The sequence below is a fragment of the Thalassobacillus cyri genome, assembly GCF_900107755.1.
GTDB classification, from domain to species: domain Bacteria; phylum Bacillota; class Bacilli; order Bacillales; family Halobacillaceae; genus Thalassobacillus; species Thalassobacillus cyri.
In genome coordinates this window covers 15,172-42,017 of record NZ_FNQR01000011.1, presented here as the reverse complement: position 1 = coordinate 42,017, position 26,846 = coordinate 15,172, and the positions used below count along the sequence as shown (strand labels likewise).

23 protein-coding genes, 1 other RNA gene and 1 other annotated feature are annotated in these 26,846 nt (G+C 42.2%); of the genes, 5 read left to right on the top strand and 19 right to left on the bottom strand.

Annotated elements, in window-relative coordinates:
- Positions 1 to 23 precede the first annotated feature (23 nt).
- Genes BLV00_RS13450 through BLV00_RS13440 form a run of 3 tightly spaced genes read right to left on the bottom strand, consistent with a single transcriptional unit; the run spans position 24 to position 2,243 of the window.
- Complete coding sequence (locus tag BLV00_RS13450; RefSeq protein ID WP_093045499.1) at positions 24 to 1,166, bottom strand: cysteine desulfurase family protein; 1,143 nt, start codon at positions 1,164 to 1,166, stop codon at positions 24 to 26.
- Positions 1,167 to 1,186: 20 nt separating this feature from the next.
- A complete protein-coding gene (gene cymR / locus BLV00_RS13445) occupies positions 1,187 to 1,606 on the bottom strand; it encodes a cysteine metabolism transcriptional regulator CymR (RefSeq protein WP_028783311.1) in 420 nt (139 codons plus the stop codon).
- Positions 1,539 to 2,243: a YczE/YyaS/YitT family protein gene (locus BLV00_RS13440; RefSeq protein ID WP_093045498.1), complete on the bottom strand. Its 705-nt coding sequence runs from the start codon at positions 2,241 to 2,243 to the stop codon at positions 1,539 to 1,541. Before BLV00_RS13440 ends, cymR begins: the two co-directional genes overlap by 68 nt.
- Positions 2,244 to 2,393: 150 nt before the next feature.
- On the opposite strand from BLV00_RS13440, the gene BLV00_RS13435 reads away from it, so the two are divergent.
- Together BLV00_RS13435 and BLV00_RS13430 are read left to right on the top strand one after the other, a co-directional pair.
- Positions 2,394 to 3,671, top strand: coding sequence for a replication-associated recombination protein A (locus tag BLV00_RS13435; protein WP_093045497.1), 1,278 nt, complete (start codon positions 2,394 to 2,396; stop codon positions 3,669 to 3,671).
- Positions 3,672 to 3,782: 111 nt separating this feature from the next.
- Positions 3,783 to 4,451: an RsfA family transcriptional regulator gene (locus tag BLV00_RS13430; protein WP_093045496.1), complete on the top strand. Its 669-nt coding sequence runs from the start codon at positions 3,783 to 3,785 to the stop codon at positions 4,449 to 4,451.
- A 309-nt stretch (positions 4,452 to 4,760) separates the two neighbouring features.
- Here BLV00_RS13430 and BLV00_RS13425 read toward each other — a convergent pair whose 3' ends face one another.
- The 4 genes from BLV00_RS13425 to hisS form a co-directional block, all read right to left on the bottom strand.
- Positions 4,761 to 5,516: a tRNA threonylcarbamoyladenosine dehydratase gene (locus BLV00_RS13425; protein WP_093045495.1), complete on the bottom strand. Its 756-nt coding sequence runs from the start codon at positions 5,514 to 5,516 to the stop codon at positions 4,761 to 4,763.
- 166 nt (positions 5,517 to 5,682) lie between these two features.
- A non-coding RNA gene (ssrS, locus tag BLV00_RS13420) (6S RNA) lies at positions 5,683 to 5,866 on the bottom strand.
- A 103-nt stretch (positions 5,867 to 5,969) separates the two neighbouring features.
- Positions 5,970 to 7,745: an aspartate--tRNA ligase gene (gene aspS, locus BLV00_RS13415; RefSeq protein WP_093045494.1), complete on the bottom strand. Its 1,776-nt coding sequence runs from the start codon at positions 7,743 to 7,745 to the stop codon at positions 5,970 to 5,972.
- 2 nt (positions 7,746 to 7,747) lie between these two features.
- Entirely contained in the window at positions 7,748 to 9,022 is a 1,275-nt protein-coding gene (gene hisS / locus BLV00_RS13410; RefSeq protein WP_093045493.1) for a histidine--tRNA ligase, read from the bottom strand.
- 66 nt (positions 9,023 to 9,088) lie between these two features.
- Positions 9,089 to 9,312: a binding site (T-box leader), on the bottom strand.
- A 173-nt stretch (positions 9,313 to 9,485) separates the two neighbouring features.
- On the opposite strand from hisS, the gene BLV00_RS13405 reads away from it, so the two are divergent.
- A complete protein-coding gene (locus BLV00_RS13405) occupies positions 9,486 to 10,754 on the top strand; it encodes an N-acetylmuramoyl-L-alanine amidase family protein (protein ID WP_093045492.1) in 1,269 nt (422 codons plus the stop codon).
- A gap of 36 nt (positions 10,755 to 10,790) precedes the next feature.
- Here BLV00_RS13405 and dtd read toward each other — a convergent pair whose 3' ends face one another.
- The 7 genes from dtd to BLV00_RS13370 all read right to left on the bottom strand — a co-directional run bounded on the left by dtd (position 10,791) and on the right by BLV00_RS13370 (position 19,982).
- Entirely contained in the window at positions 10,791 to 11,237 is a 447-nt protein-coding gene (gene dtd / locus BLV00_RS13400; protein WP_093045491.1) for a D-aminoacyl-tRNA deacylase, read from the bottom strand.
- Positions 11,238 to 11,251: 14 nt separating this feature from the next.
- Complete coding sequence (locus BLV00_RS13395) at positions 11,252 to 13,453, bottom strand: RelA/SpoT family protein (protein ID WP_093045490.1); 2,202 nt, start codon at positions 13,451 to 13,453, stop codon at positions 11,252 to 11,254.
- A gap of 139 nt (positions 13,454 to 13,592) precedes the next feature.
- Complete coding sequence (locus BLV00_RS13390; RefSeq protein ID WP_093045489.1) at positions 13,593 to 14,105, bottom strand: adenine phosphoribosyltransferase; 513 nt, start codon at positions 14,103 to 14,105, stop codon at positions 13,593 to 13,595.
- A complete protein-coding gene (gene recJ, locus BLV00_RS13385; RefSeq protein WP_093045488.1) occupies positions 14,095 to 16,437 on the bottom strand; it encodes a single-stranded-DNA-specific exonuclease RecJ in 2,343 nt (780 codons plus the stop codon). Before recJ ends, BLV00_RS13390 begins: the two co-directional genes overlap by 11 nt.
- 66 nt (positions 16,438 to 16,503) lie before the next feature.
- Positions 16,504 to 16,845, bottom strand: coding sequence for a LapA family protein (locus tag BLV00_RS13380; RefSeq protein WP_093045487.1), 342 nt, complete (start codon positions 16,843 to 16,845; stop codon positions 16,504 to 16,506).
- Positions 16,846 to 17,174: 329 nt separating this feature from the next.
- Positions 17,175 to 19,451 carry a protein translocase subunit SecDF gene (gene secDF / locus BLV00_RS13375; RefSeq protein ID WP_093045486.1) on the bottom strand — a complete coding sequence of 759 codons (2,277 nt, stop codon included), beginning with the start codon at positions 19,449 to 19,451 and terminating at the stop codon, positions 17,175 to 17,177.
- Positions 19,452 to 19,676: 225 nt separating this feature from the next.
- Positions 19,677 to 19,982 (bottom strand): post-transcriptional regulator, encoded by a 306-nt coding sequence (locus BLV00_RS13370; protein WP_093045485.1) that lies wholly within the window; start codon positions 19,980 to 19,982, stop codon positions 19,677 to 19,679.
- A gap of 124 nt (positions 19,983 to 20,106) precedes the next feature.
- Here BLV00_RS13370 and spoVB point away from each other — a divergent pair, with 124 nt between their 5' ends.
- Entirely contained in the window at positions 20,107 to 21,660 is a 1,554-nt protein-coding gene (gene spoVB / locus BLV00_RS13365) for a stage V sporulation protein B (protein WP_093045484.1), read from the top strand.
- Positions 21,661 to 21,740: 80 nt separating this feature from the next.
- Here spoVB and BLV00_RS13360 read toward each other — a convergent pair whose 3' ends face one another.
- Both BLV00_RS13360 and BLV00_RS13355 read right to left on the bottom strand, forming a co-directional pair.
- On the bottom strand, positions 21,741 to 22,430 hold the full coding sequence (locus BLV00_RS13360) for a DUF421 domain-containing protein (protein ID WP_093045483.1): 690 nt from the start codon (positions 22,428 to 22,430) through the stop codon (positions 21,741 to 21,743).
- Positions 22,431 to 22,548: 118 nt separating this feature from the next.
- A complete protein-coding gene (locus BLV00_RS13355) occupies positions 22,549 to 23,841 on the bottom strand; it encodes an ArsB/NhaD family transporter (RefSeq protein ID WP_093045482.1) in 1,293 nt (430 codons plus the stop codon).
- A 120-nt stretch (positions 23,842 to 23,961) separates the two neighbouring features.
- On the opposite strand from BLV00_RS13355, the gene BLV00_RS13350 reads away from it, so the two are divergent.
- Positions 23,962 to 24,351, top strand: a complete 390-nt coding sequence (locus BLV00_RS13350) for a TIGR04086 family membrane protein (protein ID WP_093045481.1) — start codon at positions 23,962 to 23,964, stop codon at positions 24,349 to 24,351.
- A gap of 28 nt (positions 24,352 to 24,379) precedes the next feature.
- On the opposite strand, the gene yajC is transcribed toward BLV00_RS13350, so the two are convergent.
- The 3 genes from yajC to queA are packed head-to-tail and all read right to left on the bottom strand — an operon-like array spanning position 24,380 to position 26,840.
- Positions 24,380 to 24,643: a preprotein translocase subunit YajC gene (gene yajC / locus BLV00_RS13345; RefSeq protein WP_093045480.1), complete on the bottom strand. Its 264-nt coding sequence runs from the start codon at positions 24,641 to 24,643 to the stop codon at positions 24,380 to 24,382.
- Between the two features lie 15 nt (positions 24,644 to 24,658).
- Positions 24,659 to 25,795 (bottom strand): tRNA guanosine(34) transglycosylase Tgt, encoded by a 1,137-nt coding sequence (gene tgt, locus BLV00_RS13340; RefSeq protein WP_143030725.1) that lies wholly within the window; start codon positions 25,793 to 25,795, stop codon positions 24,659 to 24,661.
- A gap of 19 nt (positions 25,796 to 25,814) precedes the next feature.
- Entirely contained in the window at positions 25,815 to 26,840 is a 1,026-nt protein-coding gene (gene queA, locus BLV00_RS13335; RefSeq protein WP_093045478.1) for a tRNA preQ1(34) S-adenosylmethionine ribosyltransferase-isomerase QueA, read from the bottom strand.
- Positions 26,841 to 26,846 lie beyond the last annotated feature (6 nt).

Sequence of the window (26,846 nt, the reverse complement as noted above, 5' to 3'; positions counted from 1 at the left end):
TTTCACCATCTTTCATGCTTCTATCATTCACTCAACCGTTTAATCACCTGGCTGATTTTTTTGGCTGCGTCGACTACATTCTCTTCGTTGTTTGCCATTCCAAAACTGAACCGTATCGAATTAATCGTTCTGGCATCTTCTTTGCCATACATCGCTGAAAGCACATGAGAGGGCTCTACAGATCCAGCTGTACAGGCACTGCCACTCGAAGCAGCTACACCTGCCAGATCCAAATTAGTCAACATGGTCTCAACGTTCATTCCTGGAAAACTCAGATTAATGATGGTCGGAGCCATATTTTCCAGTTCTCCATTGATTGTGAATTCAATCTGTTCATCTTCTAAGGTTTCCAAAAACAGCTTTTTATATCGATGATAGGTTTCCATCCGGGACTCTCGTTCTTCCAGCATTACTTGTACTGCGGTTTGCAAACCTTTGACACCAGGAAGATTTTCAGTGCCAGGGCGTCGTTTTCGCTCTTGTTCACCGCCATAGTGCAAGGTTTGCATCTGGGTCCCCTCTTTTGCATAAAGGAACCCGATTCCTTTAGGACCGTTGATTTTGTGCCCTGACACAGTGAGCATATCCACTTTCATGGCTGCCACACTAACATCCAGAACTCCATAAGCCTGCACCGCATCAGTATGGAAATAAGCCTGATGTTTTTCTAAAAGCTCGCCAATTTCCTTGATCGGCTGGATCATACCCGTTTCATTATTGACTGTCATTACTGAAACGATCGTCGTATCCTCGGTTAAAGCAGCTTCCAATTCTTCCATCCCAATGAGGCCAGATTTATCCGGGTGTAGATAAGTGACGCGGAAGCCTTCTTTTTCCAGTTGCTTTGCAGCATGGAGCGTTGCATGATGTTCCATCGCCGTTGTGATGACATGATCTCCTTTTCCCCTGTTCGCGCGGGCTGTTCCGATTAATGCAAGGTTATCCGCTTCCGTGCCACTACTTGTAAAAATAATTTCTTTTTCACTGGCTCCGATGCTTTTTGCTATGGTACGACGCGCCTCATCAAGGATTCTCCTCGCCTTTCGGCCAAACTGGTGGACACTTGAAGGATTTCCGAACACATCCTGATAGACAGGCAGCATACTTTCAATCACTTTTGGGTGCATGGGAGTAGTGGCTGCATGATCTAAATATATTGCTTTCATTCCAATCACTTCCATTTAAATTAAATATAAAACATATATGCGTCCTGTGTTTGATCCTCGACATGATCTTTCAAATCTTCGAGAGTCGTGGTATCCAACACTTCTTTCACTGCATCCCTTACTCTTTTCCACAAAGCTTGCTTGGCTGGCTCCTCGTCCTCGATCCCTTCTACGGGAGTGATAGGACCTTCTAACACACGAATAACATCTCCTGCAGTAATCTCATGTGGCGCTTTAGTCAGCATATAGCCTCCATACGCTCCACGGACACTTTTTACTAAACGTGCATTTCGCAGAGGAGCAACCAACTGCTCCAAATAATGCTCAGATAGATCCTTTTCTCTAGCTATTTGTTTCAGTGATATCGGTCCCTCACCGTACCTTTTCGCCAGTTCGATCATGATTGTCAGCCCGTAACGGCCTTTTGTAGATATTTTCATTTCTTTCACCTTTCTTCAAGAAAAAATTAAGTAATTTTTTTGCCTGGGGAAGGGAATATCCAACCATCGTTCCGAGGAACAACGCGATAAATACCGTCCCGATTCCGACTGGTCCGCCTAGCAGCCAACCAAGAAGTGCTACAATGATTTCATTCCAATTCCTTACTGTTGATACTTTCCAACCTGTCACATCTGTCAGAACCAGCATCAAACTGTCCCGGGGGCCAGCTCCCATCCCAGGTGAAACATAAATGCCTATTCCATAAGCCATGACTGCCGTCCCTGCTACGAATACTAATAATTCTGTCCATAAGTGATCGGGTGCTGGCAAAATCCAATTGAAAAAATCAATAAACACACCGATTAACACCATATTTAATATCGTACCGATTTGTGGCCATTGTTTCATCGCTATTGATGTAACAGCTACAATTACCAATCCGGCAATAATGGACCAGGACCCTACGGTTAAACCCAGTTGAACAAATAATCCATAATGAAAGACATCCCATGGACCGATACCAAGACCTTTTGCTTGCATGGTTAGTGAGATGCCCAAAGCTAATATGATTAAACCGATCACAAAAAATGACCAGCGTACCACTTGGTTATGAGAATTCTTCTGATGTTGAAGCATGTATTTCCTCCTAACTTCCAAACAGCGTCAGAACGACCACTTCCGTTTTGAACTAAACGCTATTATAGCATGAAAGTGCGGCTCTTGCATTCTATCTGAAATATGACTACGCTTATCAAAAGAAAGAAGAAGAATAAAGGGGATAATAAAATGAAACAACAGCCGCTTGCTTTTCGGATGCGACCTACCAATATAGATGAAATAATCGGACAGAAGCACCTCGTTTCTGAAGGGAAAACGATAAGGAGGATGGTGCAAGCCAACCGATTGGCTTCCATGATCCTTTTCGGCCCGCCAGGAACCGGCAAAACATCCATGGCTATGGCCCTGGCAAAAAGTCTGAACTTGCCTTACAAATTATTGAATGCCGTTACGGATAAGAAAAAAGATATGGAAATTGCAGTTGAAGAGGCAAAAATGCATGGTCAGATGGTGTTGATTTTAGATGAGGTACATCGTTTAGATAAAGGAAAGCAGGATTTCCTGCTCCCCCACTTAGAGACCAATTTGTTGACGCTGATCGGCTGTACCACCAGTAATCCTTATCATTCCATCAACCCGGCAATCCGAAGCCGCTGTCACTTATTCGAACTTTACAGACTAAGCAAAGATGATATCAAAGAAGCTTTATCACGTGCTATTGCAGATAAAAAAGAGGGGCTGGCTGAGCTTGAACTCGAGGTCTCGCAAGAAGCGATGGATCACTTTGCTCAGGCTGCTAACGGCGACCTTCGCGCGGCCTTAAATGGGTTAGAGCTAGCCGCCTATTCCACCCCAGCTGATCAGGACGGAATGGTACATATTAATCTTGAATCGGCAGAAGAGTGTATGCAGAAGAAAAGTTTTACACACGACAAAGATGGAGATGCCCATTATGACGTCTTGTCAGCCTTTCAAAAGTCCATACGCGGAAGCGATGTAAATGCCTCCCTCCACTATTTAGGTCGTCTGATCGAAGCTGGAGACCTTGATAGTATCGCCCGGAGGTTAGTGGTAATCGCCTATGAAGAAATTGGGCTTGCTAACCCACAAGCAGGGCCACGTGCAATTGCTGCTGTAGAAGCCGCTGAACGCCTTGGCTTTCCTGAAGCCCGGATCCCACTTGCTGTAACCGTATCAGAATTAGCCTTGTCTCCTAAGTCCAATTCTGCCTATAAAGCGCTGGATGAAGCATTAAGTGATATAAGAAATGGCAACAGTGGGGAAGTACCAATACATTTGAAAGATTCTCATTACAAGGGAGCCAAAGAACTAGGCAGGGGGATAGAATATAAATACCCTCATAATTATGACAATGCCTGGGTAAATCAACAATACCTGCCTGATACAATCAAGGATAAGAAGTATTATAAACCTAAAAATACAGGCAAGTTCGAGCAAGCCATGAAACAAATCTATGATAAAATCAATCATCAAAAAAATAATTAATTCTTGCTATTTTGGTATAAATCCTTTTCTTAGTGGTCACAATAGGCATAAAAATAACAAACTAGTTTTTTAAAAATACTAGAAAGACCATTAAGAAGAGGAGTGATTGATATGACAAAAGTAAGACAGGATGCTTGGTCTCATGAAGATGATTTATTGTTAGCTGAAACGGTCCTCAGGCATATTCGGGAAGGTAGTACTCAATTGAAAGCTTTTGACGAAGTGGGAGATGCATTGAATCGTACTTCCGCAGCTTGTGGATTCCGCTGGAACGCAGAAGTCCGCCAAAAGTATGATCAGGCGGTTGAAATCGCTAAAAAACAACGAAAAGAAAAGAAACGTGCAGAAGCTATTGAGCAGCCAAAACGATCTGCGAAGACACCAGCTCCTTTTACCGGAGAACAAACTTCTCCTACGGAGGAGATAGATGCGCACATTACTGAACAATCTTCCGAAACATCTGTTCCTCAGATAAATCTAGGGGCCGTTATTAACTATTTGCGTAACTTACAAACTGATATGGACAATTCTACAAACCATCGTAACAAGCTGGATAGAGTAACAGCCGAAAATCAGCAACTTAAAGAAGACAAAGAAAAATTAGAAAAACAATATGCTCAGCTGCAACGTCAGCTAGTGACAATGCAAGACGACTATCAAGCGTTGATTCAAATTATGGACCGGGCAAGAAAGATGATTGTATTCGACGAAGAAGGCGATTTCGCTAAACCACAATTCCGCATGGAAAGAAACGGTAACCTGGAACAAGTTGCAAAATAAGAACAAAAGCGCAAGCGCCTTGCTCACCCCCGACAAGCTTAAGACAAGCCTCAGTGTGACGTTCTTTGTACTTTAATACAGACTAACTTTATTAAAGGATCAAAGTATAAGAAAAACTTAGGCTTTCGCCATTAGGAATCGGCGATAAGCCAAGTTTTTCTAATCACAGAGAGGCTTGTCTTAAGACCTCGAGGGGGTAGGCGCTGGAGCTGGATGTAACCCACCACGTAAAGTTATCCACACAAAGAAAATTTTATAATTTCCTAGATAATCTAAAAAGCAGGAAGCGAGTATGTCGCTTCCTGCTTTTTAATTACGCTCTATTTCAATTGGTTTTAAGATTTCATTAACAACATGGCTGGCCATGATCAGACCAGCAACAGACGGTACAAAAGCATTGGAAGAAGGAGGCATTTCGGCTTTCCTCGTTCCAGGATTCTCCGGTGCAACTTCTTTTCGCACTTCTTCTTTGATTTTAATCGGTTTTTCCTGAGAGTAAACAACCGGAATTCCTTTTTTAATACCAGCTTCCCGCAATTTTTTTCGAATCACTTTTGCGATAGGATCATAGCTTGTTTTGAAAATATCATCAATCTCAAACTTAGTAGGGTCTGTCTTATTGGCTGCCCCCATACTAGAGATAATCGATATATCACGAGCAATACATTCTTTAATAAGATGTACTTTATAAATAATCGTATCACTGGCATCTACTACATAATCAGGTTGATATTCAAATAGCGTTTCATAAGTCTCTTCCGTATAAAACATGTTCAACGTCACTACTTCACAGTCCGGATTGATATCCTTTATTCGTTCTTTCATCAATTCTGCTTTTGGCTGGCCGATCGTAGAAAGCAGCGCTGGTAATTGACGATTTATATTTGTAATATCAACGACGTCTTTATCAATCAATATCAGCTTACCTATTCCGGTTCGGGCTAATGCCTCGACGCTGAAGGATCCGACTCCTCCTATGCCTAAGACAGCTACTGTGGAATTTTCCAGTAAATCTAAACCTTCTTTTCCAATGGCCAGTTCATTTCGTGAAAATTGATGCAACATGAGATGAGCCGCTCCTTTTTACTCTATTAGAAATGCTTGGCTTGTCGCCAAGTCCTTATGGCGAAAGCCCCGGTATTTCTTATCCTTTACTCCGTTAACTAAATTAAACTTTCTTAAAGTATAAAAAAACCTTAAGGTTTCCCTTAAGGTGTGTGGTTATGTAAGTTCCAATCCCAATTGTGCCGTTGTTTCATGAGTTTTGAACCCGCTCCTAGCAGGTGGGTGCCCTGTTTCATGCTTCATGCGTCCTCATCGTAACGAGGCCTGCACTCCACATGAAAACTCCAGGCTCCCTGTACATCAATGTTCGGTCAAAACGTACATTCGAACAACGTACACATCAGGATTGGTTCCTTTACTTTGTAATCAAATAATAGCATACGAACTATCAAATATCAATAAATTTACTATAACGATTCCGTAATTATTTATTACAAAAGCATTTCAGTCCCCTTATTGATTGCTGTCCTTTTTAGCAGTGGTCTGTAAGTGCAATTCCTCTAATTGTGCTTCACTAACATCCCCAGGTGCTTCTGTCAACAAGCAAGAGGCAGAAGCTGTTTTAGGGAATAGAATCGTATCTCGAAGGTTGTTCCGCCCTGCCAGCAGCATAACAATCCGGTCAAGCCCCAAAGCGATTCCGCCATGTGGGGGAGTTCCATATTCAAGTGCATCAAGTAAGAATCCGAATTGTTCCTTGGCTTCTTCTTTTGAAAAGCCAAGTACTTCAAACATTCGATCCTGCATTTCTTTATTGTAAATACGCAAGGAGCCTCCTCCCAATTCATACCCATTCAATACCAAGTCATAAGCCTGGGCATGAACTTTGCCTGGGTCAGTTTCCAATAAGTTAACTTCATCCGGCTCTGGCATTGTGAAAGGATGGTGGGCTGCAAAATAACGTCCTGCATCCTCGTCATATTCAAGCAAAGGCCAATCTGTCACCCATAAGAAATTGAATTTACTTTCATCGATCAGTTCCAGCTGCTTGCCCAGCTTCAAACGTAAAGCACCTAGTCCTTCCTGGACCACCGTCACCTTGTCAGCAACAAACAGGATCAAGTCACCTGGCTCTGCTTCTACAGCATTACCAAGTCCTATCAGTTCATCTTCACCGAAGAATTTAGCTATTGGACCGTTCCATTGTGCTTCGTCTACCTTCATCCAGGCTAATCCTTTAGCGCCATACCCCTTGACGAACTCCGTCAACTTATCAATATCTTTTCGGGAGAATGCATCTGCTTGCCCTTTGACGTTAATAGCACTGACCTGACCTCCAGTAGATACTGCCCCACTGAATACTTTGAAACCAGAATCTTTTACCAATTCAGAAACATTCACCAGTTCCATTCCAAAGCGAGTATCTGGTTTATCTGAACCAAATCGTTCCATTGCCTCCTCATAGCGCATTCTTGGAAGTGGAGTCTCCAGCTCAATACCCTTAACTTCTTTCATGACTTTCCCCATCATCCGTTCGGTCATATCCATGATTTCTTCTTTAGACATGAATGAGGTCTCAATATCAATTTGGGTGAATTCCGGCTGTCGGTCTGCTCGTAAATCTTCATCACGGAAACAACGGGCAATCTGGTAGTATTTTTCAAAACCGGACATCATCAGCAATTGTTTGAATAATTGCGGAGATTGCGGCAGCGCGTAAAACTCACCTGGATGAACACGGCTTGGGACAAGATAATCCCGCGCACCTTCCGGGGTACTTTTCGTAAGCATCGGCGTTTCCATTTCCAGGTACCCATCATCATTCAAGAAATTTCGTACCACCTGGTTGGTTTTATGGCGTAGCAGGAATGTCTCTTGCATTGGTTTCCTTCTCAGATCCAAATAACGATACTTCAGACGAAGGTCTTCTGCAACATCCGATTCCTCTTCTATCATGAATGGCGGGTTTTTTGCTTTATTAAGAATTTCTAATTTTTCTGCCTGAATCTCGATAGCACCGGTTTCGAGATTTTCATTAATGGTATTTTCACTTCTGCCAAGTACTTCACCGTGAATTTCTAATACATACTCATTCCGGACAGTTTCCGCAACCTTCAAAGCCTCGCTGGAAACCTCAGGATTAAATACAACCTGTACAATGCCGGATCGGTCCCTTAAATCGATGAAGATCAATCCGCCTAAGTCCCGTCGTTTTTGCATCCAGCCTTTTAACATAACTTTACTGCCGATGTCTGATTCATGCAGTTTGCCGCAATGATGTCGTTCCATCCTTATTTCCCTCCTGCTAGTTCGTTCTTTAAATAAGTGACTAACTCAGTTAGTGGTATTTCTTTTTGTTCACCAGTTTCCATTAATTTCACGTTCGCTTGGCCGGCTTCCAGTTCATTTTCACCTAACACAATCACATATTTTGCTTTCAGCCGGTCAGCGGATTTGAACTGACTCTTGATTTTCCTTCCGAGGTAATCTTTATCTACCTGAACACCGGCTTTCCGCAGCTGATAGGTGAGGCGGACCGCTTCTTTTTCAGCTTGATTGCCAAGAGCCAAAAAATAGCAATCGATTCCTTCATCGACCGGCAATTCGATTCCTTCCGCCTCTAGTGCCATTAACAGGCGTTCAATACTCAACGCAAATCCGATACCAGGAGTCTCAGGGCCTCCCATTTCTTCAACCAGACCATTATAACGACCACCACCGCTCAATGTAGTGATAGCACCAAAGCCTTCAGCGTCACTCATGATTTCAAAAGCGGTATGGTTATAATAATCCAACCCTCGGACAAGGTTTTTATCAACCACATAAGGAATTTCCATGGCATCTAAATAGGATTTGACTTGCTCAAAGTACTCTCTTGATTCCTCGTTCAAATATTCCAATACAGACGGTGCTGTTGCCATTGCCGGGTGTTCTCTATCCTTTTTGCAGTCAAGCACGCGGAGTGGATTCTTATCCAGACGAACCTGACAGTCCTGGCATAGTTCCTCCCGATGTGGATCAAAGTGGTTGATCAACGCTTCACGGTGCTGCTTACGACTTTCTGTATCACCTAAGCTGTTGATGACCAGCTTTAATGATTTCAACCCAAGCTCCTGGTAGGCCGCCATTGCCAAAGCCATCACTTCCGCATCGATAGCTGGATCGGCACTTCCCAAGGCTTCGATCCCAAATTGGTAAAACTGTCGCATCCTGCCTTGTTGAGGACGCTCATAACGGAACATCGGTCCGATGTAAAACAATTTAGTCGGCTGCATTGGCAGTCCAAAAACCTTATGTTCCACAAAAGAGCGTACGACGGAGGCTGTGCCTTCTGGTCTCAGAGTTAAACTTCTTCCCCCACGGTCTTCAAAGGTATACATCTCTTTTTGAACGATATCGGTGGTATCCCCAACTCCCCGTTGGAACAGTTCCGTATGTTCAAATACAGGCGTACGAATCTCCTGATAATTATATTTTCTGCAAAGCTCGATCAGAGCACTTTCTACAAATTGCCATTTTTCAGACGTCCCAGGTAAAATATCCTGCGTCCCTCTTGGTGCCTTCATCACAACATCCTCCTTTATATAATTGTCAGTGACTGGAAAAAAACATAAAAAACTCCCGTCCCTAATAAAAGGGACGGGAGTTACCCGCGTTGCCACCCTGGTTGAAACATACCATTCCATGTTTCCTCTCCATACAGTTAACGCCTGTGTACGGCTGAGCCTACTTATGGTTCGACACAGCACCTAAAGAATGTCTTTCATCAGGCTATTACACAGAAATGCTTCCAGCCACAAGGCATTTCCTCTCTGTCTGCATGTTTCCTGATTACTCTTTCTCTCATCGGTTTTGACGACTCTAATTAAGAATTGATTATTATCATATGATTCCCGAAAGGCAATGTCAAGCTTTTAAAAAGTTTTTTCACTATATTTCTTAAAAAAATTATGGAAAAAAAGGGATTTAAAAGAAATTGTCGAAATGATACTATTAAACTCGAATAACTAACAGAAGGAGGTATGACTTTTGGCAAAACAATTGAATAAAGTATTTGCTTTGCTTTTCTTACTTTTGTTAAGTGTTGCCGCATTCACTGCCTTGCCGGTAAAAGCGGATAATGCAATCGTTAATATCGATACACTTAACGTGAGAGAAGCCCCTAGTTCATATACAAAGAAACTGGGTCAAATACATAGAGGGGAATCTTATCCTATCCTTAGTGAAAAGTATGGATGGCTCCAAATCCAATACAATGGCGGAAAGGCATGGGTAGCGAAATACCTCGTCAAAATTCAGGAAAATACAGCTGTCCGCTCAGATGCAGACTACTTGCGAGTACGTGCAGAGCCTAATACAAACTCCAGAATTTTGAACCACTTGATGGAGGGGCAGTCAGTAAAACAGCTTGGCACAAAAGGTGACTGGTACAAAATCAAGAGTAAATATGGCACGGGCTGGATTCACAGTGATTACGCCAGTCCAGGCAACACCAGCCAAAGCTCTACTCAACCTGTTCAGACAAGTACCGGAGGAGCAAGCTCCCAAACCTTGACACTCCTTTATGATGGTACGAATATCCGCAGTGGTCCATCGACGAATCATAAGATCCTCGGTAGAGCTCATAAAGGCGACGACTTTCAAGTGGTCAGTAAAGATGGCAAATGGTATAAAATAAAATATGGCTCGGGTACTGCGTATGTTGCCGGCTGGATTGTAACACTAAATAACGGGAGCCAGAACAACAGCTCTAGCGGAGGTCTCCAGGGAAAAGTCATTGTGATTGATGCCGGACACGGAGGACGTGATCCAGGGGCAATCGGTCTAAGCGGGACTTACGAAAAAAATGTCACCCTTGCAACAGCACTGCATGTTAAAGAAAAGCTCCAAGCTGCAGGAGCAAAAGTAATTATGACTCGCAGTAATGACCGTTATATTTCTCTGGCAAACAGGGTAAATGTTTCTCATTCATCTAATGCAGATGTTTTCCTCAGTCTGCACTACAATAGTTTTCCTACGTATTCGGGCGCCAAAGGTATAGAAACCTTTTATCATAGCAGCCAGGATAGGAATCTGGCTAAACTGGTCCAGCAAGGAATGATCCGTGCTACAGGAACAGTCAATCGCGGCGCAAAAGCCAATAGCTTCCATGTAATCCGGGAGAACAACAACCCTTCGCTGTTGCTGGAACTTGGATATTTATCAAATGTTGCGGAAGAAAAGCTGGTTAAAACATCTAACTATCAACGTAAACTAAGTACTGGTATTGTAAATGGACTAATGGATTATTTTAATTAATAGTAAAAAGGATGGCCTTTATGGCCATCCTTTTTGTCATTTATCTTTACTATCTATGATTAGTGTAACCGGTCCTACATTATTCAATTGAACGTCCATCATTTCGCCAAATGCTCCTGTTTCCACAGGGACACCTTCTTCTTTTACCAGGCTATTGAAAACTTCGTACAGTTCCCGTGCCCTGTCGGGCTTTGCGGCTGACATGAAGTTAGGCCGGCGCCCTTTGCGACAATCGCCATAGAGGGTGAACTGGGAGATGGACAGTACCTTTCCTTGTACATCCTTCAAACTTAAGTTCATTTTTTCCTGGTCATCTTCAAAGATACGTACATTAATGATCTTATTAGCCAGATATTTAGCATCGTCTACTGTATCTTCGTGGGTGACTCCTAACAACACCACCAGACCGGAATCAATCGCACCTGTAGTCTCACCTTCTACAGTGACTGAGGCATTTTTGGCACGTTGGATGACTGCTCTCATATTAACGAATCCCCTTATTGCATCATTCTTCTTACGGTATATACTTCTGGTATTTGTTTAATACGATCTACTATTTTTCTTAAATGGTTGATATTCTGGATTAAAATTGTGATATTGATGGTAGCCATTTTATTACGATCCGACTTACCTGACACGGCTGTAATGTTTGTTTTCGTTTCATTAACGGCCTGCAAAACTTCATTGACCAGGCCACGCCTATCATATCCGGATATCTCCAAGTCTACATGATACTGCTTCGAATCAGAGACACTGCCTTCCCACTCTACTGGAAGTAAACGGCTTTGAGCATCTTCTGTTTGGACATTCGGACAATCTGCACGATGTACAGAAACGCCTCGTCCTTTTGTAATATACCCAACAATATCATCGCCTGGAACCGGGTTGCAGCACTTAGACAGTCGTACAAGCAGGTTGTCGACACCTTTCACCCTGACACCGGAATCCCGCTTACCCGATGGTTTTGCTTTCACTTCATTCTTAACTTCTTCCAGTGTCTCTTCCAGATTCTGTTCTTGTTCTTTCTGTCGTCTTATTTTTTCAGTCAAACGGGTGGCAATTTGAGCAGCTGTAATTCCCTGATAGCCGACTGCAGCGAACATATCCTCTTCGTTACTGAAATTGAATTTTTCAGCAACACGATCGAGATTTTCCTGGGTAAGAACCTCCTTAGGAGACAAATCCATATTCTTGATCTCTTTTTCGACAAGTTCTTTCCCTTTAAGAATATTTTCCTCGCGACGCTGCTTTTTAAAAAATTGTTTAATTTTACTCTTAGCCTGGGAGGTTTGGGCCAACTTTATCCAATCTTTTGAAGGGCCATACGAATGCTTGGAGGTCATCATTTCTACAATGTCGCCTGTCTTCAACTCATAATCAAGGGGCTCCATTTTTCCATTAATTTTTGCACCAATCGTATGATTTCCTACTTCAGTATGGATTCGGTATGCAAAATCTACCGGGACAGAACCGGACGGAAGTTCAATGACATCGCCCTTTGGCGTAAAGACATACACCATGTCAGAAAATAGATCGACCTTTAAGGATTCCATGAATTCCTCTGCATCGTGGGTTTCATTTTGCCATTCCAAAATCTCACGGAACCAGGTCAATTTTTCTTCGAACGATTGTTTTGTCTGGTTGAATTGGCCGCCTTCTTTATAGGCCCAATGAGCTGCAATCCCATATTCAGCTATTTCATGCATCTCTTGAGTACGGATCTGCACTTCAAGTGGATCACCTTTTGGTCCTATCACCGTTGTATGGAGAGATTGATATAAGTTTGGCTTCGGCATGGCAATATAATCTTTGAACCTGCCTGGCATAGGCTTCCAGCAGGTGTGAATGATGCCAAGGACAGCATAGCAGTCTTTAATGCTATCGACTATTACCCTAACAGCAAGAAGATCATAAATTTCATTGAACTGTTTGTTTTGCAGCACCATCTTACGATAAATACTGTAGAGATGCTTCGGACGTCCGGAAATATCCGCCTTGATATTCACTTCTTCCATCCGGTCTTCTATCTCTTTCATGACATCTTCTATATAGAATTCCCGTTCGTTCCGCTTTTGTTTCATCAAATGCACAATGCGATAATATTGCTGAGGATTCAAGTAACGCAGCGCGGTGTCCTCGAGCTCCCACTTGATTGTTGAAATACCAAGCCTATGAGCAAGTGGAGCGAAAATCTCCAACGTTTCATTAGAAATTCTCCGCTGTTTTTCGGGAGGAAGATGCTTCAACGTCCGCATATTGTGGAGTCGATCAGCCAACTTGATCAGGATCACTCGAATATCTTTCGCCATAGCAACAAACATTTTCCGGTGATTTTCTGCTTGTTGTGCCTCTTTGGATTTATACTTGATCTTACCAAGCTTGGTAACGCCATCCACCAGCATAGCTACTTCCCTGTTGAAAGTCTCCTCTATTTCTTCGATAGAAACATCGGTATCTTCTACGACATCATGCAGAAAGCCACCAGCAATGGTCTCTGGGTCCATTTCCAGGTTGACAAGAATCCCTGCAACTTGAATAGGATGGATGATATATGGTTCTCCAGACTTACGAAATTGATCCTTATGTGCCTGCTCCGCAAATTCATAAGCGCGTCGAATAAAACCGGCATCTTCTTTCGTCAAATACCGGCTTGCTTCTTCAATCACTTCTTCTGCGCTTAAAATTTTGTCTTTCGACATCTAATCACCTTGGTTTCTATACATACTTGTTAAAATATAATTATTGGTTGTATCTCATTATCAAAAAAAGACTGATAAATGTAAAGAAAAAAATATAATTATAAACAAAGAGTACCCATGGGAGGGCACTCCAATAACTTTAGTATTGCATCAATGTCAACACATCGTGTCCTTCAAGCTTATCTCTTCCGTGCAAATAGGTCAATTCAATTAGGAAAGCACAGCCTGCAACGACACCACCTAGTTCTTCAACCAGTTTGATGGTTGCTTCAATCGTTCCACCGGTAGCTAATAAGTCGTCGGTAATCAGAACTCTCTGACCAGGCTTAATTGCATCTTTGTGCAGCGTAAGTACATTTTTGCCGTATTCTAAACCGTAATCAACTTTAATCGTTTCTCTTGGTAATTTCCCTTCTTTACGCACGGGGGCAAACCCCACCTCCAATGCGTAAGAAACAGGACAGCCTACGATAAAGCCGCGGGCTTCAGGACCGACTATCAAATCGATATTTAATGATTTAGCATACTCTACGATTTCATCGATAGCAGATTTGAAGGCCTTGCCATTATCCATTAAAGGTGTGATGTCCTTGAATCGTACTCCCTCTTTTGGCCAATCTTCTACTATAGCGATATGTTGTTTATAATCCATGTGTTACTTCCTCCTTAACGGCCAAGTCCAGTTGCTCCATATATTGATCGAACCATGATTTCAGTTCTTGATAATTGGAATAGTAAAGTTTCTTTTCGACTTGTAATCTCCGTTGTTTTAACTGATACGTATCCGAATCATTCAAATCCTTCTTTGAAGGGGAAGGATGGAGTGAAATCAGTCCATTCTCTATTTTAACAAAATCCAACTCAAAAAACACCTGCGAGATGAATTCCAATGTATCCTTATCCCATCCTTTATAAGAGGCGAGCTTGGATGCTCCGTATTTCATATCCAATGACTTATGTTTCATGAGCATTCCATAAAACCATTTGAAATCTTCTCGAGTCGGGAGTTTATTGAAGAATGTGCTGTCGTCAATACGATAGCAAGCATAAATTTTCCTCGGCTGGACAGCTTCTATTATTTCACCTAACTCCTCTAATTTGGATGGCAAGTCCAAAAGGACAAGACCTGAAACCTGTCCTTCTTCGGAGTACATAATCGAATGCTTATCCAATACGTTCAGATTTAATGGTGCTTGGCTGACCCCATCAAAAGAAAGGGCGACATGATCATTAAGATTGCTTCCGGAAAGTTTTTTTTCGATATATTTAGAACCCCTGTAGTCAAACAACTGCCATTCAGCAATACGGAGGTCTTTGATCATGATTTGCAATTTTTTACGGCCATTCCATTCATTGATGCCTAATTCCCCAATTGCTTCCACATTAGAATACGGGGAAATATCACTATATAAATCCCCCATCCCAAAAGCAATACCATCGAGCTGGGTACCAGACTTGTGAAATTGGAATTTCAGATGATTCTGTTTGCTCCCGATTTGCCTAATTTCCTTTGGAGCATGATCGATATGAAAAAGCGGCTTAGGGTTTCCCATTCCAAACGGACTCAGCTTTGCGATTTCTTCAATTTGTTGTAACGATAACTCAGCAATATCTATAGTATTTTCCACATCAACGCTTTGAGTAAAATCATTCGGTGTCAACTGTTCATCTGCTAATCGATTCAATTCATGCCGTAATTCATCAATATTATCTACTTTCAAGGTCATTCCGGCAGCCTGAGCATGTCCACCGAAATGTTTGAATAACGGTCTGACCTTCATGCAATTGACAAATAAATCAAAAGCATCAATACTCCTGGCTGATCCTTTAGCTTCGCCTGTTTCTTCATCAATTCCAAGTACAATCGCCGGGCGATCGAAACGGCCAACCAGTTTAGAAGCGACTATCCCTAGCACACCTGGATTCCAGCCGATTTTAGCCACGACTATGACAGAAGCATTATCCCCTGATTCATCGCCTTCCAGCATTTTTTCAGCTTCATCTGCTATATCTGAAACAATCTTCTGTCGTTCTTTATTCAATTGATCAATCAATTTTGCCAAGTCTTCCGCTTGCTCATAATCTTCGGTCAGCAGCATTTCAACAGCTGGAGATGCATCTTGCAGACGTCCTACCGCATTGATTCTCGGTCCGATCATGAAACCGATCGTTTCTTCGGTGAGGTCACCTTCGATTCCACACATTTTTTTTAATGCCTGAATGCCAGGTCGCTTCGATTGGGAGATAGCTTGCAGCCCAAAAGACGCAAGCACCCGATTTTCATCCTGAAGCGGAACAAGGTCAGCAATGGTTCCAATTACCACAAGATCTAACAGTTCTTGCGGCAGTCTGCCCAGGAGAGCCTGCGCAAATTTAAAAGCCACCCCTACACCTGCAAGCTCCTGAAAAGGATAAGAAGCGGAGGCTTTAGGATGAATGATTGTATAGGCATCTGGTAATTGGTCCTGCACTTCATGATGATCGGTTATGATGAGATCGATTCCAAGCTCTTTGGCAACATCCGCTTCGTGTACTGCAGCAATTCCGGTATCGACAGTAATGATGACATCAAACCCTTTGTCCTTCGCATTACGGAATGCTGCTTCATTTGGTCCGTATCCTTCGGTGAACCGGTTGGGAATATAAAAGTCACATGCAGCACCTGCTTCACGCAAGGCTTCTACCATGACAGACGTCGCGCTGACACCATCAGCATCGTAATCCCCGAACACTAAAATATTTTCTTTTCGCTCGATAGCAAGCCGAATGCGTTCTGTCGCTTCTATCATTCCTTCCATTAGGAATGGATCATGTAAGTGATCCAATGAAGGGAACAGAAAACGTTTGGCCATTTCGGGCTCCGTGATATTTCTTTGCCACAATAATTTTCTTGTAAGCGGTGAGATTCCCAGTTCTTCTAAAAACACTTCGGTATCCACAATATCGTTATATGTAAAGTTCCATTTCATTTTACTTTTTAACATACGTTCACCCCTGACCCACTTATTATACTAGAGGGAATCAGGGGTAGCAAATAACTGAAAGATATTTTATTCAGAGGAATGGTCTGAGGTATCAGCGGTGTCTGTCCGGATACGTTCTGCCGGTTTATCCCTGTTTTTTTTAATATCGGATGCGTCTCGTGATTCCTTATTTCCCTGTTTGCTTCGAAGGTTTTTAACTTCGCGTTGCAGCCGGTATACTCGAACTGCGCCAAGAGCCGCAGTTACAATCCCACCCATAAGCACGGAAATTAAAATAACAAGAATCAATGGTGCTTCCCCAGTGCCGAATAAATAATTAACTTCTACTGGATCCACATTGATTACTGCAAACACCGCAATCAATAACGCAAATATAAGTGCTAAAATCCAATAATATTGTCCCTTCATATTACTCCTCCTTTCGCGGTGATAAAAGTACTTTACTCTATTTATTACCTTAATCTATTTTCCACAAACGTATTCGATAGAAAAAGCCATATTTATTGTAAACTTATGTGCCTATGGGTAGGATCATCGCTCGATTTCCCACGAACGGGATGCCCTGGCTGAATCAACCTTTCTTTATTTCATCACTTCCTCACGAAAAAACCGCTGGGAGCTCCCGGACTGTCCTTTTTTCCACAGAACATTACTTCTTGATATGAACACAAAAAAAAGACTGACCCATTTAGTCTATTACAGACTATAGGACAGCCTCTTTCCTTCCAGCATCCTTATTAAACTTGAGGACCGCCTGATTTTTTCTTTTTCACGAAACTAAGTGGTTTTTCTTTGATGTTTCTTCCACGCAATACCAGCCATAATTGAGCAGCAATGAATAAGGAAGAGTACGTACCAGCGATCAGCCCAACTACTAATGCAAACGCGAAGTTAGTAATGGAGGTTGCTCCGAATAACAATAACATAAGCGCTGCGAATACTACTGTAAGGACTGTATTGATACTTCTTGCCATTGTTTGCATTAAACTCTTATTAACGATCTTCGCAAGCTGGGAGAATGTCTTGACTCGTTTTTCCCGCTTGACATTTTCCCTGATCCGATCAAACGTAACAATCGTGTCATTGACGGAATAACCGACAATTGTCAATATCGCTGCAATAATCGTAATATCGAATTCTAATCTGGTGATACTGAACAATGCAAGAATGAAAAAGGCATCGTGCAGCAATGCAATGATTGCTGTCAACGCAAAGTAAATCTCAAATCGTATCGTTACATATATAATTATTCCGATTGATGCATAAAGTACAGCAAGAGCTGCATTCTTAGCAAGCTCCTGACCTACTATCGGTGAGACTGTACTTACATTTGGTTCATTACCATATTCCTCATTATAGTAGGATTTGATTTCAGCGATTTTATCTTTTCCTAAAACACTGTCAAACCGCACATCAGCGATTTCCCTATTATCTCCGGAAAGCACCACTTTTTTAGGTGTTACATCAAATTCTTGCTCAAACGTTTCTTCCACTTGCTCAGAAGTAATATTACCATCAGACAAAATAGAAACACGAGAACCACTGGTAAAGTCGATGCCTAAATTCAAGCGCATGAGTGCCAGCGATAAAATCCCTGCTACTATCAATATGATAGAAAGGGTAAAGAAACGTTTACGCATACCGACGAAGTCGATTTTTCGTTTAAAGAAAGTGGCTTCTACTTCTTCTCCATCTTCTATATTAACGATTTCCTCATTCTTCACTCCGAACCAGCCCGGCCGCTTATCAAGAAGGCGGCTTTTCACCCATAGGCCTAAGAATAGACGACTGCCATAGACAGCAGTTACAAAGCTGACCAGGATACTGACAATCAACATTGTTGCGAACCCTTTGACCGAACTAGTACCAAAGGTGAATAGCACAATAGCAGCAATTAACGTCGTAATATTCGCATCAAAAATCGTAGATAAGGAATGCTGATTACCTGCCCGGAAAGAAGCTAAAACTGACTTACCGGACTTCAATTCTTCCTTGATTCGTTCGTAAGTTATGATATTGGCATCGACCGCCATACCAACCCCCAGAATCAAGGCTGCTATCCCTGGTAAGGTCAAGACACCATTCATCCATTCAAAAACCAAAAGAATAAGGTAGATATACACACTCAGCGTAATTGTAGCAATAACCCCAGGAAAACGATAATAAATCATCATGTATAAAAAGATGATTGCAATTCCGATAAACCCAGCATAAATAGTCTTACTCATGGCCTGCTCCCCGAATTGGGCACCTACAGATGTAGAGTACATTTCTTCCAGGTTTACCGGCAGAGAACCAGCATTTAGAATATCAGCCAGGCGCTTTGCTTCTTCAACCGTAAAATCTCCAGTTATTTGAATGTTTTTGCTACGGATCGGTCCGTTAGAGAAGCCAGGTGCTGAAATATACTGTGGATCTTCTTTTCCAAACTCTTCAGCAAAAGATGTCTCTTTATCATAATCCATCCAAATGACCATGACATCATCAGGATAAGGGGTGCTTGGATCTTCTTGAATACTACTGATTTCTTTAGAAACCTCATAAAATTTGTTCGGATCCTTCACTTGAAGTGTGACAATCGGAGAGTTAGTTTGTGAAAAGGACTGAGCTGCGCTCCCCTCCACCAGATCAGATCCATTCATGTATTCGTTATCCTCTGCATCCCGGAAGGATAATTGGGCAGTTGTGGACAACAATTCACGTGCTTCTGATTGATCTTCTACACCGGCAAGCTGTACCCGAATACGATTAGGTTCCTCTATGTCTATGTTTGTTTCACTGATACCCAGGACATTGACACGCTCTTCCAGGGAGCGCACTGTGGATTCTAATACCTTCTCGTTCACTTCCTGACCCTCATTCAGGGGCTCTACTTCGTATAAGATTTCAAATCCGCCTTGCAAATCAAGTCCAAGCTTGATGTCTTTCGTTATTCCTGTGATCGTGGTACCAATTGTTCCTGCTAGTATCAAAATAACAAGAAAAAAGGCTACGATACGGCCTCTTTTAACCATATTCTATTGCTCCTCCTTTATCTTACCATCGCACGCTGATATCCAATCGAAACAAATAATTTTATGTAAACAGACGTAAATAGGGTACCAGGACAGCCTTATCATCATGGAAAGTCTTGTCAGTTGTCAGGCCTTTCCTCGTACCAATTGAATAGATTACTGAAATTTTCCAATAGAACTATTATAAAAACCTTTTCAGGTGTATGTCAATAAAAGGTCTGGCTTTCACTCGTGGACAGTGGAAGTCTTTTCGTGCTTCACCAGTGCTGAAATAGACATATCCAAGTCATCATCCTGGTAAGCCTGAACGGTCAGATAACTTATGTATAAGGCAGTGTTCAAATGAAATATATCCTGGACGACTTCATATAGACGTTTCTCCGGGTTGCCTTTCCAGACTTTGTCCGTCATACACTTCCAGATATTTTCTGGGGTGGAGCCAGCATAACCCATCAACTGAAATTCTATTGCTTTACTTTCCAATACAGCAAATATTTCAGATTTCCACATTATGGTAGTTTTTGCAACCATCTTCTCGCCTCCCCCAAGCTTATGGGCCACTCCCATATAAATAATGTCATGCTTGGACACCTCTTTCGCATATACATTCATTGTATATGAATTTAATCACTTTGAGAAGGCAGGTCGTTATTCTATGACCAAGCAAACATTTTTACAAGGGACCCTGATTTTAATAGTTGCGGGAATGATCACCCGTTTTTTAGGTTTTATTAATCGCATTGTAGTGGCACGGGTAATGGGGGAAGAAGGGGTCGGCTTATATATGATGGCGTTGCCCACCTTATTCCTGGCGATTACACTCACACAGTTCGGTCTGCCTGTGGCTATTTCAAAGCGTGTAGCAGAGGCTGAAGCGGCCGGTGATTTGAATAAGATCAAACGTATCCTTGTAGTATCCCTTTCTATCACTGGGGTGTTGAGCATTATATTCACCGTTTTGATGATTCTATTAGCCCCTTGGGTAGCCAATCATTTACTTACAGACTCCCGAACAGTCGTTCCTTTACTTGTCATCAGTCCTATCGTTCCTATCATTGCTATTTCCTCCGTTCTCCGAGGTTATTTTCAGGGAAGACAAAATATGAAACCACAAGCTTATTCCATGGTCATCGAACAAATTGTCAGAATACTGTCTGTGGCTTTCTTCACCAACCTTTTGCTGCCATATGGGATAGAGTATGCTGCAGCAGGGGCAATGGCATCTGTTATCCTTGGAGAGTTGGCATCTCTGTTTTTCATGCTTCGAATGTTTTCAATAAAAAAGCGTTTCAAAGTAAGAAAAAAATTCTTATCCTATCTCCAATCCGGTGGTAAAACAATGCAAGAATTGTTGTCTATCGCGATACCGACCACGGGCAGCAGACTAATTGGATCATTCTCATTTTTTCTGGAACCTATCTTAGTAGCGCAAAGCCTGGCTTTAGCAGGGGTTCAGACTGCTCTTGCTACCAAACAATACGGGGAGCTGGCAGGTTATGTTCTTCCACTATTAATGTTGCCTACATTCATCACTCATTCTTTATCTGTAGCTTTAATACCTTCTATCAGTGAAGCGGGTGCAAAGAATAAAACTAAACTGATTCACTACCGGATACATCAATCCCTACGTCTTTCATTCGCTTCTGGAGGACTTGCAACTATCTTATTGACCAGCTTCGCTGCGACCATCCTCCAACTGATGTATGGGACGAGCAATGCTGCCTATATGCTAGCATTGATGGCCCCATTCTTCTTGCTCCTCTATATACAGGCGCCACTGCAAGCTGCTTTACAGGCATTGGACTTGGCTAAGCCAGCCATGTGGAATAGTTTAATCGGAGCCGTAGTAAAATTCGGGGTGATGGTGGGACTAGCCGCCCAACCCGCCTTCGGCATCCGGGGCGTGGCTATTTCTATCGTGGTAGGTGTATTAGTGGTAACCTTTTTACATCTAGCTGCTCTTATGCAGTCCATTAGTTTTCGAATTCCCTTTGGCGACCTTGCCAAAATGGTAGTATTGATCGGAGTGACCTGGTGGATCGGCTCTGAATTAAAGGCTTTGTTAGCTTACAACGTCGGTGAAGTTTTCCAATTTGCCATCATCAGTATAACTTTGACTTGTCTGTATATCATCCTTTTATTCCTATTACGATTTCTTACCAAAGATGAACTGAAACAGATTCCTTTCCTTCAAAAACTGATAAAATAAGAATCGAAAGCCCCTTGGCACTTATGCCAAAGGGCTTTCGATTCTTATTTTATGTCACCTCTGCAGTCGCAGCGCTATTGTTATTCATACTCGTTTTTTTGGTCGATGAACAGTTCTCCTTGTTCGTCAAGGGAGCAGAAGGAGATGTCTTTTTCGGACTCATAACCTTTTTTCTTCAGTTCGTTCAGAAGCCAGCTTTTATTTTTTTTCACTCGTTGGAGAGAATCATATTGTATTTTTCCATCTGCAATCAAAATAGCAGAATAACCTGAGGAATGGTCGGAGTCATTTTCATCCTTTTGAAGGACCGAAAGTTTACCATTAGGTTCAAGAATGGCATAATCCACATCCTGGATACTATATATTTCCTTTTCACGAAGTTGAATGAGTAAATCATTGAAGTTATAACGCTGCTTTTTCATTTCATACTCATCGACTTTTCCATGCTTAATAATGAAAGTAGGTGTACCATCAAACCATTCCCGAAAGTTCTGGCTCTTCAAAGAAAGAAAAGCGGATAACCGTTGAATGATTAAAAGGAGGGTCATGGGAATCAGGGCATGAACTAAAGATTTATCTGGTTCTTCAATCGAGAAAACCGCAATTTCAGCAAGCATGACAAAAACCACTAAATCTAATACACTCAACTCCCCAATTTCCCTTTTTCCCATAATTCTTAGAATCACTAAGATCAATAAATATGTAAGCAGCGTTCGAAAAACTATTGTCCATACTTGAATATCCACTTCTATTCCACTCCCGCTATCCATCTAGATGTCCTTTGTTACTTTAACCAAAAAGCCCTTGCTTTATCCTAAACCTAACTGCAAAACAAACACCCGCGTAAATTATTACGCGGGTGAAGTGTTTACTATGATCAAACTGATTTTAAGATAAAAATGGCACCAGATAACGGAAGTAGATATATATCGTAGCAACAATCAATGAGAACAATAAAACAGGGATTCCATATACAATAAACTTCACAAAAGAAATTTGATGATTAGCGCTGGCAGCGAGCCCAGCTACCACTACGTTAGCCGATGCCCCAAGCAACGTCCCATTCCCTCCAAGACATGCACCAAGCGCTAATGCCCACCAAATTGGATCGATGTTCATCATGCCGTATCCTTGAAGTTCCTGTACAACAGGAATCATAGCCGCTACAAAAGGAATATTGTCAACCACCCCGGACAGTATTCCGGCACTCCATAATACGATTAATGATGTCAGCGGTAAGTCCCCGCCTGACATCCACATCATCGCTCTTGCTATTTCATCGATCACGCCTACTTTCTCCAGTCCACCAACGAGCATGAATAAACCGATAAAAAAGAACAGGGTAACCCATTCCACTTCCTGAAAGACTTTTTCGCTGGAGGCTTCCGCATCGGTCAAAAGTAATAACAACACAGCCGCACAAACAGCAACCGTAGTGAGCTCCACATGAATGATCGGGTGCATCAGGAAGCCAACCATGGTCATAGCCATTACGGTTAAGGACTGATAGAGCATCGGTGTTTTTTTTAAGTAACTCGAGGGATTCAAGTTCATCAATTCAATCGCTTTCTCTTTTTCATATACTAATTGCTTACGAAAAATTAATACCAGCCCTCCCAGCGTAAAGGCGAATATGACGATAACAATCGGCCCAAGGTTTACCAGGAATGATACAAAGGTAAAATGTTCGACCGCTTGTCCAATCATTATATTAGGAGGATCCCCTATCAAGGTAGCTGTACCTCCGATATTTGCGCTGAATATGGTAGTAAGAAGAAAAGGAAACGCTGGTAAGTTGAGCTGGCTCGTCAGCGTCAACAGAATAGGAACAAATAATAGAACGGTAGTGACGTTATCTAAAAAAGCAGAGCCAACGGCCGTCAAAATGGCAGTTCCTATAAGTAAAGGTACAGGTTTCCCTCTCACCATTTGTGCGAAGCGTATGGCAATATATTCAAACACACCGGTCTTCTTTGTAATGGCTACCAGAACCATCATCGAAAAAAGCAAAGCGATCGTTTCCCAGTCGATATAATGCGTGAAAGCATCCTGCCATTCATACACATTAGTCAGTAGTAACAGTACTCCCCCCGAAATTGCTACGAGGGCACGATTTATTTTTTCAGACATGATCAATCCATAACTGATGATAAAAATAAGAATGGCCATCCACGTTATCATAACCTGTCTCCTTTTCAGCCTTTTCTATGATATCTATTCAAAAGGCAGGAGAAATATATACTTCTATTTATAAATTATAAGACATATAGTATATGGACAAAGTAGACAAGGAGGGGAATCATGAAAAAAGAAGTTTGGAAGGCTCTGGGATATGGTCTTGCCATCATCCTTATTCTTATGTTGACGTGCAGTTTTATATTGGCGCTTTTGCTCCGCTTTACAACCATCGATACAAATATCATCAACTTACTTACAATGATTTTGGCCATGCTCATACTGTTTACTGGTGGAGCAACAGCCGGGCATCGGGGCCAGGAAAAAGGCTGGATGTATGGTCTTTTGACTGGTGGGGCATTTTTATTATTTATTATCCTATATCAATATCTGGGACTTGAACAGGGGTTGTCACTAGCACAGCTTCCGTACCTTGCAGGAATGGTCGGTTCCGCTTTAATCGGTGGGATGTTGGGCGTCAATATCCGTTCTAATCCCGCAGCCAGAAAAAAATGACTCCGGCTATTTTTGCCGGAGTCATTTTTTAGTCTTGATTCAATACCTCTCGAACAGCTGAACGATCGAAAGTCATTTTAGTTCCATCATTTACCGTTAATACTACAGTTCCTTCATCAATCGCGTGAATGGTGCCATGAAGCCCCCCGATAGTAATGATTCTATTTCCCTTTTGTAAATCCGCTTGCATCTGTTGAACCTGCTTCTGTTTCTTTTGCTGCGGACGGATCAACAAGAAATAGAAAATGACGAACATAAGGATAATCGGTAACAATCCTAATATGCCATCCATTTTCATTCCCCCTTTCTAGAAATTCTTAGCATTCGGTTTATTGAAACCATATTGTTCAAAGAATTCTTCTCTGAAATCGCCAAGGCGGTCTTCTCTAATAGCCTGGCGCACATGCTCCATTAATTTTAACAGAAAATATAAGTTATGGTAAGTAGTTAATCGAAAGCCAAAAGTTTCATTATTTTTTACCAGGTGTCTGATATAAGCACGTGAATAATTGCGGCATGTATAACAGTCACAATTCTCATCAATCGGACGGAAATCCCTGGAAAATTTAGCATTCCTGACCACTAACCTGCCATTGGAAGTCATGCATGTACCATTTCTTGCGATACGAGTCGGCAGTACGCAATCGAACATATCAATTCCTCTGATGGAACCATCAATTAAGGAATCTGGTGAACCTACTCCCATCAAATACCTCGGCTTATTTTCAGGAAGCATTGGGGCAGTAAAGTCCAAAACACGGTTCATGACATCTTTCGGTTCTCCAACAGATAAGCCTCCAATTGCATAGCCAGGGAAATCCAATGATATCAAGTCTTCCGCACTTTGACGTCGGAGTTCTTCATACTCCCCACCTTGAACAATGCCGAACAACCCCTGCTTATCCGGATTCTTATGTGCAGCTAAACAGCGTTCTGCCCAGCGGCTTGTCCGTTCGACTGACTTTTTCAAATACTCGTACTCCGCCGGATATGGTGGGCACTCATCGAAAGCCATCATGATATCCGATCCTAAAGCGTTCTGGATATGCATCGCCTTTTCCGGAGATAAAAATAATTTTTCACCACTGATATGGTTCCGGAAATGTACGCCCTCTTCCTCAATCTGCCTCAGGTCACTTAAGCTGAACACTTGAAAGCCGCCAGAATCAGTCAGAATCGCCCCATCCCAGTTCATAAACTTATGCAGGCCACCAGCTTCTTCGATGATATCTTCTCCTGGTCTAAGCCAGAGGTGGTACGTATTGGACAAGATGATGTTAGCATTCATTTCCTGTAATTCTTCCGGACTCATCGTCTTTACGGTAGCAAGTGTTCCAACCGGCATGAACGTTGGTGTGTCAAATGAACCATGGGGAGTGTGCACCCTGCCCAATCGGGCTCCAGTTTGTTTACAGGTTTTTACAAATTCATAGGTGATTGCCATCAGTAATTAAACCCTTTCCTTATAAAATCAACATTGCGTCACCGAAACTGAAGAAACGGTAACGTTCTTCTACAGCTTGTTGATAAGCGTCTAAAATGAACGCTCGTCCTGCCAGAGCACTGACTAGCATAATCAGTGTTGATTGCGGAAGATGGAAATTGGTAATCAATCCATCAATCGCTTGCAGCTCGTACGGAGGATAAATGAATATATCCGTCCAGCCAGATGCTTCGGTAAATTTCCCATAGTCACGCATAATCGTCTCCAATGTTCTCGTGGAGGTGGTTCCTACTGAAATGATACGTCCACCGTTCTCACGGACATGGTTCAGTTTATCCGCTGTTTCCTGTGATACTTGGTAGAACTCAGCATGCATATCGTGATCCTCAATATTATCTACACTTACTGGTCGGAAGGTACCCAACCCGACATGAAGTGTAATATAAGCGAGTTCAACCCCGGACTGCTCAATTTCTTTCAATAGCTCCTTTGTGAAGTGCAATCCTGCTGTGGGAGCTGCGGCAGAACCTTCTTCTTTAGCATAAACAGTCTGGTATCTTTCGCTATCTGAAAGCTGTTCCTTGATATAAGGTGGTAACGGCATTTCTCCGAGCGTTTCTAATACTTCTAAAAATATTCCCTCATATTCGAAACGAAGCATTCGGCCACCATGTTCCTGGGCTGCCGTACATTGTGCAATCAATTTTCCTTCACCAAATATTATTCTGGTTCCTACTTTGATTTTCTTCGCTGGTTTCACCAATACTTCCCATTCATCCTCTTCTGTCTGATGGAGAAGAAGTACTTCTACTTTGGCTCCAGTATCTTCTTTTACTCCATACAACCGTGCAGGCAGTACCCTGGTATCATTCAAAACAAGGCAATCACCGGGACGCAGATATTCCCTGATATCTGAAAATCGCCGGTGATTGATTGTTTTATTTTCTTTATCAAGAACCATCAATCTTGATGCAGCACGATCCAACAAAGGTGTTTGGGCGATCAACTCCTCAGGAAGGTCAAAGTCATATTGCTTGATGTCCATAATTAT